Below are 14,737 nucleotides of genomic sequence, written 5' to 3' on the forward strand. Positions count from 1 at the left end.
CGGTGGGTCAGTCCTCGTAGGTGAAGCCGACCGACCACTCACCGTTGAGGATCGACTCCGAGCCGTCCGCGGCGTAGACGATCGCCACCGCCCGGATGGCCAGACCCTCGATGCGGCCCTCCTCCTGGGTGGTCACGGGCACGAGGAGCTGGCCCGGGCCGTCGGCCTCGACCGTGTAGTCGCGCACCCCGTCGGCGCGGACCTCGTAGACGTCCATCGTCGCGGACCGCAGCTCGCCGGGCAGCCGGACCGTCAACGTGTGCTCGTCCTGCACGTGGAACTCGCCGACCGGGTTGGTGTACGTGTTGCCGTCCAGGTCGGTCGCGGTGAACGGTAAGACCTTCTCCTGCCCGCGGTCGGTGGCGACGGTGATCTCGGGCAGCGCCCCGTAGCGGGACTCCGACCCCTGCCACGCGCCGACGATCGCCGCGATCATGATGATCATCCATGCCAGGATCGCCCAGGTGACGGGGCGGACGCGGGGGCCGGTCGACGGGGCATCGCTGTGGGGACTCACCCCTTCATTCTGCCGAGCAGGTGGCCACCGAGCGCACCCGGGTCGCGCGGCCCGCCCGGGAACCGCGGCCGGTTGCCACCCAGACCGGGGACGAGGGTGGAGCCGCGGGCGGTGAGCAGCGACTGGGTGAGCAGGAGGGCGCCTACCGAGGCGATCACCGAGAACCCGATCGTGAAGTCCGGCGGCAACAGCACCCCCAGCGCCCCGCCCGCGACCCACGCCAGCTGCAACGCGGTCTCGGACCGGCCGAACGCCGACGACCGGGCGGCGTCGGGGATGTCGGTCTGGATGGACGCGTCCAGCGCCACCTTGCCCAGTGCGCTGCACACCGCGGCCACCAGCGCCAGGACGGCCGCGACCCAGAGGGTGCCGAGGAACGCCGCGACGACGGCCGTGGCCAGCGCCGCCCCCGCCGCCGTGCTCGCGATCCGGCCCGGGCGCCCCAGCGGCAGCCGGGCGCCGACCGCGTTGCCGGCGAAGGTGCCCAGTCCGCCGGCCGCGCCGGCGATCGCGAGCAGCCCCGCCTGCTCGAGGGCGGACGTGTCCTCCTGCGCCTTGGCGACGAACGCCAGATACAGGGTGAGGAACCCCGTCATGAACCGCACCAGCGCGACCGCCCAGAGATTCGCCAGGACGTTCCTGCCGAGCGGTCGGGTGAGCACGGCGCGCAGGCCACTTCCCACCGACCCACCGTGTCCTGACCACAGGGTGGCGGATTCATCGTCCTCCGACGCCTCGGCGTGCGCGGGGATCGTCATGGAGACGTACGCGGCCACCAGGGCGACCGCGGCGAGCAGCCACAGTGCGGTGGGGGAGTCCCAGAGCCACGCCACGGCGCCCGCGGCGGCACCGGCGACGACGCTGCCGCCGACGTGCCCCAGTACCGTCAGGCGGGAGTTGGTCCGGACCAGGTCCAGCGCCGGGGGCAGCACGTGCGGGGTGATGGAGGCCTTGACCACGCCGAACGTCTTGGACAGCACCAACATGCCCAGCGCGAGCGGGTACAGCAGCCAGGTGTCGAAGTTCAGGCCGAGGATCACCGCGAGCACCGCACGCAGCGTGAACGTCAGCGAGACGGTGAGCCGACGGCCACTGCGAAGGCGGTCGAGGGCCGGGCCGATGACCGGCGCGATCAGCGCGAACGGGGCGACCGTCACCAGCAGGTACAGCGCGACGTTGCCGCGCGACTCCGCGGTCGCCGCCGAGAAGAACAGAGTGTTGGCGAGGGCGACCGCGAGGATGGCGTCACACGCGAAGTTCGCGACGGTGACGTAACTCAGCGGCGCCAGGCCCGAACGGTCCGCGCCGTCGGCGTGGAAGATCCGGCGCACCCCCCGCCCGGCGGAGGCGGCGGCCCGTCGTGCTGCTCCCCGGGGGCGCTCACCCAACGAGTCGCACCTCGTACATCTGCGGCCACAGCTTGCCGGTGACCAGGAGGTTCTCCGAGCCCGGCAGCGATGCGATCCCGTTGAGCACGGCGTCCGGGTTCGCGGGTCGGGGCCGGCCGAGCTGTGCGGCGTCGTGGATCGCCGTGACCTCGCCTGTGGCGGGATCGATCCGGATGATCTCGTCGGTCATCCACACGTTCGCCAGGACGTCGCCGTCCACGCACTCCAACTCGTTGAGCTGTGGCACCGGGGTGCCGCCCGAGGTGACGGTGACGGTGCCGGTCGGTTCGAACGTGGCCGGGTCCCGGAAGGTCAGGGTGTCGGAGCCGTCGCTCATCACCAGCCCGGAGCCGTCGAAGCACAGGCCCCAGCCCTCGCCCCGGTACGTGGCCTCGGAGCGGACCTCGAGGGTCTGCGGGTCACGGTTGTGGGCGACCCCCTTCCTCCACGTCAGCGTCCACAGGGTGTCGGGGGTGACGGCCAGACCCTCGCCGAACTCGTCGTCCGCCATCGGCACGGTCACCGCGTCCCCGCCCTCGAGCGGCCGACGCTGCACCACCGAGCCGCCGTACCGGCCCGTCGACTCGTAGATCTCGTCGCCGACCACCTGCAGGCCCTGGGTGAACAGGGCGGGATCGTGCTCCAGCGTGCGCACCACCTCGACCGAACCGCGGACCGGCTGCGGCTCCGACGGGCCGACCGGGACGCGCGGGGCGGTGGACCCGGTGGACGACGAACCGGCGGGCGCGCTCGAGGAGGCCAGCGAGGTACCGGCCGCGGTGGTGGAGGCCGCTTCGCTCCCGTCCCCCGTCGAACACGCCGTCAACGCGGCGATCAGGCTCAGGGACACGACGAGGGGGCCGACCGGGCGGCGGACGCTGCTCATGCCCCCAAGGATGCCGCACGACGGGCCGGACCGCGCCCTCCCCGCGATGATGCGCATAATGGGGGACGTGAACACCGAGGTAGGCACGGATCAGGGGGCGACCGTCGCGGGCACCGATGAGGAATCGGGCTTCGACGCCGAGCTGCGTGAGCGGCTGACCTCCGCCGTGGACGTGGCGCGGGCGGCGACCGAGGAGTTCGCCACCACCGGTGTGGGCGAGCATCTCGGCACCACCGTCGAGGCCGCGTACACCACCACGCACCGTTTCGCCTCGGAGCTTCCCGGGTACCGCGGGTGGTACTGGGCCTGCGTGCTCGCCCTCGTCCCGGGCGGCGAGGTGACGGTCGACGAGATCGCGCTGCTACCGGGGGACGAGGCGCTGGTCGCCCCCGAGTGGGTGCCCTGGGAGAAGCGGATCCGGCCCGGCGACCTCGGCGCGGGCGATCTGCTGCCGCCCGCGGAGGACGACAAACGTCTCGTCCCCGGGTACGCCTCCAGCGGCGACGAGGCACTCGACGAGGCCGCCGGTCCCATCGGGCTCGGACGCCCGCGCCACCTCAGCCGACAGGGCCGCTCGGCCGCCGCCGAACGCTGGGCCGCCGAGCGGGGGCCCGACACCGAGATCGCCCGCAGCGCGAAGCACAACTGCGGCACCTGCGGGTTCCTGGTCCCCGTCGCCGGCTCTCTCGGCACGATGTTCGGGATCTGCACCAACGAGTACTCCGCGGACGGTCAGACCGTGCACCTCGAGTACGGCTGTGGTGCGCACAGCGAGATCGAGCTGACCAGGGACACGACCCCGCCGGTGCCCGAGGCGTACGACGACGCCGCCGTCGACGTGGTGGTGCTGCCGCAGCAGCTCGCCGCCTCGGCCCGCGCCCGCTCAGCGGGGGACACCCCGGCCGGGGAGGCCGAGACCGGGGCCGAGGGGTCGGCGCCCGCGGACGAGGCCTGAGCGCCGCTCAGCCGCGGTCGAAGTCCAGCCCCTGCTGGGCGCCCGCGCTGCCCCGCAGGACCGCGCGGCGCTGCAGCGCGTAGACGATCGAGCCGACCGCTCCGACACCGATCCCCACCGCGCACAGCACCACGGTGCGCATGTCGATGTCCGTCATGAGCATGTGTGCCAGCAGGGCCAGCGTCCACGCCAGCGTCCCGAGGATCACCACGGGACGCGGGTCCAACAAGTAGGTCGGGATCGGCGGTACCTGCGTGTCCGTCGCCTCATCCGTCATGCCCGCGACGCTACCGCAGGTACCTGGCCGGTTACTCTATGACGGTTCCCCACCCATAGCCAGGAAGGTCGCCAGATGTCGCAGAGCACCGGGGCCGCGTCGCAGTCCCCCGCCGGGATCGGGGCGGTCGACCGCTACTTCAAGATCAGCGAGCGGGGCTCCACCGTCGCGCGTGAGGTCCGCGGCGGGCTCGTCAGCTTCTTCGCGATGGCCTACATCATCATCCTCAACCCCCTGATCCTCGGCTCGGGTGTGGACGTCGAGGGCAACCAGCTGTCGATCGTCGAGATCGCCGCCGTCACCGCCTTCACGGCCGGCGTGATGACCATCGCGTTCGGCGCCATCGCGCGGTACCCGTTCGCGTTCGCGACCGGCCTCGGCATCAACTCGCTCGTCGCCGTCACGATCGCCCAGCAGGTGACCTGGGCCGAGGCCATGGGCCTCATCGTCATCGAGGGCGTCATCATCGTGGTCCTCGCGATCACCGGGTTCCGCACCGCCGTGTTCAACGCGGTCCCCGCCGACCTCAAGGCCGCGATCGCGGTCGGTATCGGCCTGTTCATCGCCATGGTCGGCGTGGTCGACTCCGGGTTCGTGCGCCGCCTGCCGGACGCCGCCAACACCACCGTCCCGGTCGGCCTCGGAATCGGCGGCTCGATCGCGTCCTGGCCGACCTTCGTCTTCGTCGTCGGCCTCCTTTTGTGCGGCGTGCTCGTCGCCCGGAAGATCCGCGGCGGGCTGTTCATCGGCATCGTCATCACCGCGGTGTTCGCGGTCATCGTCGAGGGCTTCGCGAACGCCGGTCCGTCCGTTGTCGACGGCGAGCCCAACCCGACCGGGTGGAGTCTCGCGGTACCGGTCATCCCCGACTCCCTCGGCGGCATCCCCAACCTCTCGCTGATCGGCAACGTCGACCTCATCGGCGCGTTCACCCGCATCGGCCCGCTGGCCGCGGGACTGTTCATCTTCACGCTGCTGCTCGCCAACTTCTTCGACGCGATGGGCACGTTCACCGGCCTCGGCAAGGAGGCCGAGCTGATGGACGACAAGGGCAACCTGCCCGGCATGAAGAGCGCCCTCGTGGTCGAGGGATTCGGCGCCGTCGCCGGTGGCCTGACCTCGTCGTCGTCGAACACGGTCTTCCTCGAGTCGGCGTCCGGCATCGCCGAGGGCGCGCGCACCGGCCTGGCGAACATCGTCACGGGCGCGCTCTTCCTGCTCGCGATGTTCTTCACCCCGCTCTACGAGGTGGTCCCGGTCGAGGCCGCCGCCCCCGCCCTCGTGATCGTGGGCGCGCTGATGATCGCCCAGATCAAGCAGATCGACCTCAGCGACTTCTCCATCGCCCTGCCCGCGTTCCTCACGATCGTGGCGATGCCGTTCACCTACTCGATCGCCAACGGCATCGGCATCGGCTTCATCGCGTGGGTCGTCATGGCGACGGCGACCGGCAAGGCCCGCACCGTGCACCCGATCCTGTGGATCGTCGCGGCCGCGTTCGTCCTCTACTTCGCGATCGGCCCCATCACCGACGCGCTGGCCTGACCGGCCGGCGGGAGGAGCGACCGAACCGTGCACGTCGTCGACGTCTCCGATCCCGCCGACCCCCGGCTGGACGATCTCCGCGACCTCAACAACTCCGACCGCCGGCCCGACCTGCCCGGCGGTCGGGGACTGGTGATCGCCGAGGGCACCTACGTGGTGGGGCGCATGCTGCTGTCCCGCTTCCGGCCCCACGTCCTGCTCGGCACGGACTCCCGCCTGCAGCAGCTGCGACGCGAGGCCACCGCCGAGGGGTGGGACGCCGACGAGCGGGCCGGCGACGCGGTCTACCTGTGCACCACCAAGGACGTCCTCAGCGAGGTGATCGGCTTCCGCTCGAGCCGTGACATCCTCGCCGCCGCCGACCGGCCCGAGCCACTGGCGGTCGACGAGGTCGTCGACGGCGCCCGCACCCTCGTCGTGCTCGAGGGCGTCAACGACCCGGAGAACCTCGGCGCGATCTTCCGCAACTGCGCGGCGCTCGGCGTGGACGGGGTCCTGTTCGGCGCTGCCACCGGGGACCCCCTGTACCGGCGGGTCGTACGCGTGTCGATGGGGCACGTGCTGCGGCTGCCGTTCGCGCACCTGCCCGGCACGCCCACCACGTGGCAGCGGAGCCTCGACGACCTCGGCGAGCGCGGTTTCCGAACCATCGCGCTGACCCCGGCCGCCGAGACACCCCTGTCCCGCGCCGTCGCCGCCGAGAAGGTCGCGTTCGTGCTGGGCGCCGAGGGCCCCGGCCTCACCGAGCACGCCATGCGCGCCTGCGACGTGCGCGCCGCCATCCCCATGACCGACGGCACGGACTCGCTCAACGTGGCCACCGCCGCCGCGGTCGCGTTCTACGAGCGGGCCCGGCGCGACTGACCCTGCCGCGACCGATCCCCGGCTCGGCACCTACCGCGAGCGGCGGCGCGCGCGGCGGGACACCTCGTCGGCGCCCCGGCGGACCGCGTCCCCGACCAGCCCGGCGAGCCCACGGATCCGGTCGACGCCCGCGGTCCGACGCGGGCCGGCGCCGGAGGGCAGGCGTTCATAGTCGTCGTCCTCGTACGGGGACGAGGCGCCCGCCGCGCGACCGCCGTCGGTGCCCGTCCCGTCGGCGCCGCCCTCCGCTGCGCGCGACGAGGCGCGACGCGAGGCGGCGTGGAGCTCCGCGCGCCCCGGCATCCCCACCACGTGCAGCGCGGGACCCGCAGGTGGGGTGTGCTGCCGGACCTCGCGGCGGCCGTCGGTGGCGAAACCGTGGACCGGCACGTCCAGGCCACCCGGCTCGAGGTCGAAACCGAGCCAGTCCCGGTGCGCGGCGTGGAGGAGTGACGACGGCGAGAACGGCAACGCCAGAGGGTTGTCGTCCGCCCCCTCGGGCGGGAACTCGCCGGCCCAGTACGCCCGCTCGAACGGCAGCGGCATCCCCTCGTCCTCGACGATCCGGTCGTCCGCGCCGGCGAACGCCCGGATCAGCCGCCCCGACTCCCAGCGGGCGAACCCGCTGACCCCGTCCTCGGGATCCTGCGCGAACAACAGGACGGTGGGCGCCTCGACCAGGCGGAGCCACGTGTCCGCCGCGGCCGACGGCACGACCGGGCCCCCGACGGGGGTCTGCACCACCGTCAGGCCGGGGAAGGAGCCCACGTAGATCTCGCCCTGGCCGGCCGACGCCGACCGGTTGAGCGGGAACGCGCCCAGCGACGCCACGGTCACGGTGGGGAAAAGCCGGGACAGCAGGCGGCGGGCGAAGCCGGGATCCGACGGATGCCCCGCCCTGATGGGGGCGGCGGGATCGTCGGTCGCCAGATACCAGAAGGTCGCGACGTGATGGCCCATGTCCCTGACTCAGTCGTCCTTACCGCGGACCCCGAGGAGGACGTCCTCCCACGACGGCATCGTGGGATGACGGCGTGAGGGGCGTCGCTCGGGTTCGGTCGGCGTGGGCTGGAGGAAGTCCTCGTCGTCGTCGCCACCCCCTGCGCCACCACCGTCACCGGCCGCGGCACCGTCACCCCGGCCGACCGGCGCGGCGGTCGGGGGCTCGGCAGGGCCCGACGGCGGCTCGGCGGCGGGGCGCGTCGGGCCGGCGGGCGGCGTCACCGACGTGGGCGGCGGCACCGCTCGGATCGGCGGCGGCCCCGGAGGCAGCGGGGGAGGGCTCGACACGGACCGCAGCGCCGTGGCGCGCGACGGGTCGAGGATGCGCTCGGCCTCCTCGTCGAGGGCGCGCGCGGAACCCCCGTGCGAATCGGGGACGAACGACCATGTCGCGGCGGCGTCGTCGGACAACCCGGCCGGCCACGACGTGCGGACCACCCACCCGCCCGACCGGTCGCGCCAGGCGTCCCACGTCACCAGGTCCGGATCCACGCCGCGGCGGTCCAGGGCGGCCCCCACCCGGTCGGCGAGCGTGTTGAGCGCCGGCCCGTCCGGCAGCACCGGGTGCGCGGACCGCGCCAGGTCGGCGGCGTTGGCCCGCTCGAGCAGCACGGGCACGGCGAAACCCTCGATGCGGGACAGCGGCACCCCGGCGTCGGCGGCGACCTCCTCCGGGGAGGCCCCGTGCCGGATCCGGTCCTGGATCTCGCGGGGACGCAGCGTGCCGGTCACCGGCGCCCGGTCCGATCCGCCGGCCACGAACTCACCGCGCGCGGCGGCACGGAAACGGTCGTCGAGGGGCAGGGTGAACTTCTCACCGGAGTCCGGGACCTCGCATTCGACGACCGACGACTCGGTGTCCACACCGATGATCCTCAGCTTCCGCATGCCGCCTCCTCGACTCCTCGCGGCCCCGTCGGCGGCCTGAGCTGCTCCGCTGCCCGGGGCCTGGGCGCGTCCCCACATGGTAGGGCAGCGCAGCCCACCCGGCGCGCGGACGGGCCGGGTGGGCTGCGGAAAAGTGCGGGCCCGGCCGGACGGGGCCGGAGTGCCCGGGGGCGGCTCAGGAGAGCTGGCCGACCACGTGGTCGATGCAGCGGGTCAGCTGCGTGACGTCCTCCGGCTCGATCGCCGGGAACATGCCGATGCGCAGCTGGTTGCGGCCCAGCTTGCGGTACGGCTCGGTGTCGACGATGCCGTTGGCGCGCAGGGTCTTGGCGACCTTCGCGGCGTCGATCTCCTCGGCCAGGTCGATGGTGCCCACGACCTGCGAGCGGTGCGCGGGCTCGGCGACGAACGGGGTGGCGTAGTCGCTGGCCTCGGCCCAGTCGTACAGGCGCGAGGACGAGTCCTTGGTCCGCGCCACGGCCCAGTCCAGTCCGCCCTGGTCGTTCATCCACTCGATCTGCGAGGCGAACATCAGCAGCGTCGCCACGGCCGGGGTGTTGTACGTCTGGTTCTTGCGCGAGTTGTCCACCGCGGTGGGCAGCGACAGGAAGTCCGGGCACCAGCGGTCGGTGGCCGCGATCTCGTCGACCCGCGCGAGGGCGTCCGGGCTCATGAGCGACACCCACAGGCCGCCGTCGGAGGCGAAGGACTTCTGCGGCGCGAAGTAGTAGACGTCGGCGTCCGCGATGTCGACGGGCAGGCCGCCGGCGCCGGAGGTGGCGTCGATCGCGACGAGCGCGTTCTCCGAGCCCGCCGGGCGGGACACCGGCACCATCACGCCGGTGGAGGTCTCGTTGTGGGCCCAGCCGATGAGGTCGACGGACGGGTCGGAGGTCGGCTCCGGCGCCGAGCCGGGGTCGGCCGAGATGACGATCGGGTCGGCGAGGAACGGCGCGCCGCCGGTGACCTTGGCGAACTTGGAGGAGAACTCGCCGTAGGTCAGGTGCAGCGACTTCTCCCGCACCAGGCCGAACGCGGCGGCGTCCCAGAACGCGGTGGTGCCGCCGTTGCCCAGCACGACCTCGTAGCCCTCCGGGAGGGAGAACAGCGAGGCCAGGCCGTCACGCACCCGACCCACGACGTCCTTGACCGGGGCCTGGCGGTGGCTGGTGCCCATCACCGTGGTGGCGACGTCGGCGACGGCCGAGATCTGCTCGGGGCGGACCTTGGACGGACCGCAGCCGAAGCGGCCGTCGGCGGGCTTGAGGTCGGCGGGGATGGTGGGCAGCTGATCGCTCATGGGCTTGGGATGCCGTTTCGGTGTCGTCGGGTGGGTCGCGCTCCATGGTAGTCCGGCCGGGCCCCGGCCCCGGAGTACCGTCTGGGGTCATGGAGGAACCGGTCCTGGAACCCACCGACTTCGACACCATGCGGGTCGGGTACGGCCTGCACGCCCGGCTGGACGTGGCCGACCTGGAGGACGGGTGGTTGCCCCTGTTCACCGAGTGGTTGGACGAGGCGGGGCGGCGCGGCGTCCGCGAGCCCAACGCCATGGTGCTCGGCACCGTCGGTGCCGAGGGACGGCCGTCGACCAGGACCGTCCTGTGTAAGGGCGTCGACGAGGGCGGGGTGACGTTCTTCACGACGACGACGTCGCGCAAGGGCGTCCAGTTGGCGCAGTCCGGGTACGCGTCGGTGACCTTCCCCTGGTTGATCGCCGAGCGTCAGGTGCACATCGAGGGCGCCTGCCATCCGATCGACCGGGCGGACAGCCTCGCGTACTGGCGCACCCGTCCGCGGGGGTCGCAGGTCGCCGCCTGGGCGTCCGAGCAGTCGCGGCCCGCGGAGTCGGTGGCCGAGCTCGAGTCCCTGTACGCGACCGCGGCGCAGCGCCTGGCCGGCGTCGACGAGATCCCCATGCCCGACCGGTGGGGCGGGTACCGGGTGGTCCCGGACCGGGTGGAGTTCTGGCAGGGCGGGCCGGACCGGTTCCACGACCGCGTCGAGTGCCTCCGGGACGGCGACGGGTGGACGGCCCGTCGGCTGCAGCCCTGACGCCCGGCCGGGTGCCGGGTGCCGGTGCCGCGCGGGGGCTGGCGGGGGCGCGCCGGGTCGCCGGGGGGAGAACGGGAGAACTCCCTTCGAACGACGAACGGCGGCCACGGTAGGGTGTGGCACAGCACATTCGTGGCGGGACTCGACCGCCGGGACCAGTCGTCGGAGAGGGAATCGCGTGACCGCAGGCTCGAACGGTTCGGACCGCAAAGCAACACTGTCCTACCCCGGCGGTGAGCTCGAACTCGACGTGGTGGAGGCGAGCTGCGGTAGTGACGCCGTACAGCTCGGATCGCTGTTGGCCGAGACGGGGATGACCACCCTGGACGTCGGCTTCGTCAACACGTCCGCGTGCACCTCCTCGATCACCTACATCGACGGCGCCGAGGGGATCCTGCGTCACCGCGGCTACCCGATCGACCAGCTCGCCGAGAACGCCTCGTTCCTCGAGGTCTCCTACCTCCTCATCTACGGCGAGGACCCCACCGAGGCGCAGCTCGCCGAGTTCACCGAGAAGGTCCTCGCCGAGACGGCGCTGCCCGGCCAGATGATGCCGCTGCTGCAGGCCTTCCCCCGTGACACGCACCCCATGCCCGTCCTCTCGGCCGGCGTGAGCCTGTTCGGCACGCACGGTGACGACCTGGACATCGACGACCCCAAGGCCGTCGACCTGGCCACCGCGCGTCTGCTCGGCCGCGGCCCGACCCTCGCGGCGGCCATCCAGCGCATCCGCAACGGCGAGAACGCCATCGATCCGGATCCGTCGCTCGGCTACGTCCGCAACCTCCTGCGGATGACGTTCGGCCCGGAGTACGAGATCACCGACGAGGTCGCCAAGGCCCTCGACATGCTCCTGGTCCTGCACGCCGATCACGAGCAGAACTGCTCCACCTCCACCGTCCGCATGGTCGGCTCGTCCGAGGCCCCGCTCTACGCCTCGATCACGGGCGGCATCAACGCCCTGTACGGCCCGCTGCACGGTGGCGCCAACCAGGCCGTGCTCGAGATGCTCGAGCGGATCGAGTCGGAGGGCGGCGACGCCACCGATTACATGGACCGGGTCAAGAACAAGGTCGACGGCGTCAAGCTGATGGGCTTCGGCCACCGCGTCTACAAGAGCTACGACCCGCGCGCCCAGATCGCCAAGCAGCACGCGCACGCGCTGCTGTCGCAGAGCAACGACCCGCTGCTGGAGATCGCGCTCAAGCTCGAGGAGACGGCGCTGGCCGACGACTACTTCGTCGAGCGCAAGCTCTACCCGAACGTCGACTTCTACACCGGCCTCATCTACCGCGCGATGGGCTTCCCGACGGACATGTTCACCGTGCTGTTCGCGCTCGGTCGCATGCCCGGGTGGATCGCCCACTGGCGCGAGATGCGCGAGGATCCCTCCACCAAGATCAACCGCCCGCGCCAGGTCTACACCGGCCCGGCCGAGCGGAGTTTCACCCCGATCAGCCAGCGCTGAACCCGGGAACCCACCCCCAGGAGAACATCATGGACAAGCCCGAGATCGACATGCCGACGGGCCCCGCGCCCACCGACCTCGTCACCGAGGACATCACGGTGGGCGACGGCGCCGAGGCGGTCGCCGGCGGTAACGTCACCGTGCACTACGTGGGGGTGGACTACGAGACCGGTGAGCAGTTCGACTCCTCCTGGGATCGCGGCGAGTCCATCACCTTCCCCCTGAACGGCCTCATCCAGGGCTGGCAGGAGGGTATCCCGGGGATGAAGGTGGGCGGACGCCGCCAGCTGGTGATCCCGCCGGACAAGGCCTACGGCACCTCCGCGGCCCTGCACCCGCTCGGCGGTAAGACCCTGGTCTTCGTCATCGACCTGCTCGACGCCTGATCGGGCGGTCCCGAAACCGACAGCGGCGCCCCGTCCTCCTTCCGCGGGAGGGCGGGGCGCCGTCGACTGTCGGGCCGGAACCCGCGACGCGCCCACCGCCCGGCCAGCGCCCGCTGGCCCGGTCCTGCCGCAGCCCCGCGCGCCCACACACGCCCGGCCAGCGCCTGGCGGCCCTGCCGCAGTCCCGCGCGTGCCCGACGACCACAGCCGCCCCTCGGCATGGCGTCTGGCGCGCACCGCGGGGCAGGCGAGACGCCATGGCGAGGGGCGGCTGCGGTGCCCGGCGCCATCCGCGGGAGCGAGACGCCATCGGCGGGAGCGGGTAGCCGGAAGCGAGACGCCAGGCGCGCGAGCGAGACGCCATGGGCGGGAGCGGGACGCCAGGCGCGGGAGCGGATGCGAGTGTTGTGCGAACCGCGTGGGTTCCCCGGCCGGGCCGCACGGACCCCGGGCACGGCCGCGAGTGGCCCGCCCCCGGCGTTGCAGGCTCGAGCCCTACCCCTGCTGCCGCAGGCTCGAGCCCTACCCCTGCTGCCGCAGGCTCGAGCCCTACCCCTGCTGCCGCAGGCTCGAGCCCTACCCCTGCTGCCGCAGGAAAGGCGCGAGGGCCTCGAGGACGGCTGGGTCCTCGATCGTCGACGGCACCGCCACATCCTGCTGCCCGTCGGCGATCTGCCGCATCGTCTTGCGGAGGATCTTGCCCGAGCGGGTCTTGGGCAGACCCTGCACGACCGTGCAGTCGCGGAAGGTGGCCACCGCCCCGATCTCGTCACGCACCATCGCCACCAGCTCCGACCGCAGCTCGTCGGGGTCGCGGACCTGGCCCGACTTGAGCACCACGTAGCCGACGGGGCGCTGGCCCTTGAGATGGTCCTTCACGCCGATCACCGCGACCTCCGCCACGGCGGGGTGCCGGGCGATGACGGCTTCCATCGACCCTGTGGACAGCCGGTGGCCGGCGACGTTGATGACGTCGTCGGTCCGACCCATCACGAAGACGTAGCCGTCCTCGTCGATGTACCCGCCGTCACCGGTAGAGTAGTAGCCCTCGAAGACCGACATGTACGAGGAGACGAACCTCTCGTCGTCCTCCCACAGACCCGCCAGCGTCCCCGGGGCCATGGGCAACTTGATGGCCAGGTTCCCCTCCTCGCCCGGCGGCAGGGGCGTACCGTCCGCGTCGAGCACGTGCAGGTCGTAACCGGGGACCGCAACGGTGGGGGAGCCTGGCTTGATCGGCATCGGCTCCAGACCACGGAGGTTGGAGGCGATCGGCCAGCCCGTCTCGGTCTGCCACCAGTTGTCCACCACGGGCTTGCCGAGATTGTCGGTCGCCCACTGGTAGGTGTCCGGATCGAGACGTTCGCCAGCGCAGTACAGGGTGCGCATGGCCGACAGATCGTACTTACCGATCTCGAGGCCCTCGGGATCTTCCTTGCGGATCGCCCGGACGGCGGTCGGAGCCGTGAACAGTGCGACCGCGCGGTGCTCGGAGGCCACGCGCCAGAACGCGCCGGCGTCCGGGGTGCCGACGGGCTTGCCCTCATAGATCACCGAAGTCGCGCCGACCAGTAGAGGCGCGTAGACGATGTATGAGTGGCCGACCACCCAGCCGACGTCCGAGGCGGTCCACCACACGTCGCCCGGACGGATGCCGTAGACGTTCCACATCGACCACGCGAGCGCGACGGCGTGCCCGCCGTTGTCGCGGACTACGCCCTTGGGCAGGCCGGTCGTTCCGGAGGTGTAGAGGATGTACAGCGGATCGGTGGCCTTCACCGGGACCGGCGCCGCCGGCTCGGAGTCGGCGACGGCCTCATCCCAGTAGCTCCAGGTGGTCCCCGGGGTGTCAGGGAACGCCATGTCGGGGAACTGGTCGTGACGCGGGGCCACGATCACGGCCCCGGGGGTGTGACGGGTGAGCTCGAGCGCTTTGGCGACCATGGGGAAGTAGGGCACCTTGCGCGTCGGCTCGATGCCGCCCTGGGACGTGACGATCACCTTGGGGCGGGCGTCGTCGATCCGGATCGCCAGCTCGGGTGCGGCGAAACCGCCGAAGACGACGGAGTGGACGGCACCGAGCCGGGCGCACGCGAGCATCGCCACGGCGGCACGGGGTACCATCGGCATGTAGATGACGACCCGGTCGCCGCGACCCACGCCCTCCACGGCGAGCGCGCCCGCGAACTCCTCGACCTGCTTCAGCAACTGGGCGTAGGTGATGGTTTCCTTGATCCCGGTGACCGCCGAGTCGTAGATGAACGCGGCCTGCTCGCCCCGCCCGGCGGCGACGTGCCGGTCGACGCAGTTGTACGACGTGTTCAGCTCCCCGTCGGGGAACCACCGGTAGAAGGGTGGACGGGATCCGTCGACCGCCGTCGTGGGGGCCGTGGTCCAGTCGATGTCCCCGGCGACGTCCAACCAGAAGGCATCGGGATCGCTGATCGAGAGCCGGTGGGTGGCGTCGTAGGTCGAGGTCGTCGAGTCCGACATCGGGTATTTCCCC

General features: G+C 72.2%; 14 protein-coding genes. 6 read left to right on the forward strand and 8 right to left on the reverse strand.

Annotated features, from left to right (window positions below; genetic code table 11):
• Window positions 1–7 precede the first annotated feature (7 nt).
• From A6035_RS04345 to A6035_RS04355, 3 genes are read right to left on the reverse strand one after another with little or no spacing between them, the layout of a single operon-like run.
• Window positions 8–517: a DUF2771 family protein gene (locus A6035_RS04345; RefSeq protein ID WP_108846766.1), complete on the reverse strand. Its 510-nt coding sequence runs from the start codon at window positions 515–517 to the stop codon at window positions 8–10.
• The gene (locus A6035_RS04350; RefSeq protein ID WP_108846767.1) at window positions 514–1,905 is read right to left on the reverse strand and encodes an MFS transporter; all 1,392 of its coding nucleotides are present in this window, start codon (window positions 1,903–1,905) and stop codon (window positions 514–516) included. The genes A6035_RS04345 and A6035_RS04350 overlap by 4 nt, the downstream gene beginning before the upstream one ends.
• On the reverse strand, window positions 1,898–2,791 hold the full coding sequence (locus tag A6035_RS04355; protein ID WP_108849069.1) for a glutaminyl-peptide cyclotransferase: 894 nt from the start codon (window positions 2,789–2,791) through the stop codon (window positions 1,898–1,900). The genes A6035_RS04350 and A6035_RS04355 overlap by 8 nt, the downstream gene beginning before the upstream one ends.
• 58 nt (window positions 2,792–2,849) lie before the next feature.
• Here A6035_RS04355 and A6035_RS04360 point away from each other — a divergent pair, with 58 nt between their 5' ends.
• Window positions 2,850–3,746, forward strand: a complete 897-nt coding sequence (locus tag A6035_RS04360; RefSeq protein WP_108846768.1) for a DUF3027 domain-containing protein — start codon at window positions 2,850–2,852, stop codon at window positions 3,744–3,746.
• A gap of 7 nt (window positions 3,747–3,753) precedes the next feature.
• Here A6035_RS04360 and A6035_RS04365 read toward each other — a convergent pair whose 3' ends face one another.
• A complete protein-coding gene (locus tag A6035_RS04365; RefSeq protein ID WP_108846769.1) occupies window positions 3,754–4,023 on the reverse strand; it encodes a DUF2530 domain-containing protein in 270 nt (89 codons plus the stop codon).
• Window positions 4,024–4,098: 75 nt separating this feature from the next.
• Here A6035_RS04365 and A6035_RS04370 point away from each other — a divergent pair, with 75 nt between their 5' ends.
• Both A6035_RS04370 and A6035_RS04375 read left to right on the forward strand, forming a co-directional pair.
• The gene (locus A6035_RS04370) at window positions 4,099–5,568 is read left to right on the forward strand and encodes an NCS2 family permease (RefSeq protein WP_108846770.1); all 1,470 of its coding nucleotides are present in this window, start codon (window positions 4,099–4,101) and stop codon (window positions 5,566–5,568) included.
• 27 nt (window positions 5,569–5,595) lie between these two features.
• Entirely contained in the window at window positions 5,596–6,432 is an 837-nt protein-coding gene (locus A6035_RS04375) for a TrmH family RNA methyltransferase (RefSeq protein WP_108846771.1), read from the forward strand.
• A 30-nt stretch (window positions 6,433–6,462) separates the two neighbouring features.
• Here the strand turns inward: A6035_RS04375 and A6035_RS04380 are convergent, their stop codons facing one another.
• From A6035_RS04380 to serC, 3 genes are all read right to left on the reverse strand, one after another.
• A complete protein-coding gene (locus tag A6035_RS04380) occupies window positions 6,463–7,392 on the reverse strand; it encodes a DUF6928 family protein (RefSeq protein ID WP_108846772.1) in 930 nt (309 codons plus the stop codon).
• Between the two features lie 9 nt (window positions 7,393–7,401).
• Complete coding sequence (sepH, locus tag A6035_RS04385; protein WP_108846773.1) at window positions 7,402–8,322, reverse strand: septation protein SepH; 921 nt, start codon at window positions 8,320–8,322, stop codon at window positions 7,402–7,404.
• 175 nt (window positions 8,323–8,497) lie between these two features.
• A complete protein-coding gene (gene serC / locus A6035_RS04390) occupies window positions 8,498–9,622 on the reverse strand; it encodes a phosphoserine transaminase (protein ID WP_108846774.1) in 1,125 nt (374 codons plus the stop codon).
• An 89-nt stretch (window positions 9,623–9,711) separates the two neighbouring features.
• Here serC and pdxH point away from each other — a divergent pair, with 89 nt between their 5' ends.
• The 3 genes from pdxH to A6035_RS04405 all read left to right on the forward strand — a co-directional run bounded on the left by pdxH (window position 9,712) and on the right by A6035_RS04405 (window position 12,231).
• A complete protein-coding gene (gene pdxH, locus A6035_RS04395) occupies window positions 9,712–10,377 on the forward strand; it encodes a pyridoxamine 5'-phosphate oxidase (protein WP_108846775.1) in 666 nt (221 codons plus the stop codon).
• Between the two features lie 178 nt (window positions 10,378–10,555).
• Window positions 10,556–11,845 (forward strand): citrate synthase, encoded by a 1,290-nt coding sequence (locus tag A6035_RS04400; RefSeq protein ID WP_108846776.1) that lies wholly within the window; start codon window positions 10,556–10,558, stop codon window positions 11,843–11,845.
• A 29-nt stretch (window positions 11,846–11,874) separates the two neighbouring features.
• The gene (locus tag A6035_RS04405) at window positions 11,875–12,231 is read left to right on the forward strand and encodes an FKBP-type peptidyl-prolyl cis-trans isomerase (RefSeq protein ID WP_063974144.1); all 357 of its coding nucleotides are present in this window, start codon (window positions 11,875–11,877) and stop codon (window positions 12,229–12,231) included.
• Between the two features lie 576 nt (window positions 12,232–12,807).
• Here A6035_RS04405 and A6035_RS04410 read toward each other — a convergent pair.
• Complete coding sequence (locus A6035_RS04410; RefSeq protein ID WP_108846777.1) at window positions 12,808–14,724, reverse strand: AMP-binding protein; 1,917 nt, start codon at window positions 14,722–14,724, stop codon at window positions 12,808–12,810.
• Window positions 14,725–14,737 lie beyond the last annotated feature (13 nt).

It is taken from the genome of Dietzia lutea, from assembly GCF_003096075.1.
Taxonomy (GTDB): Bacteria; Actinomycetota; Actinomycetes; order Mycobacteriales; family Mycobacteriaceae; genus Dietzia; species Dietzia lutea.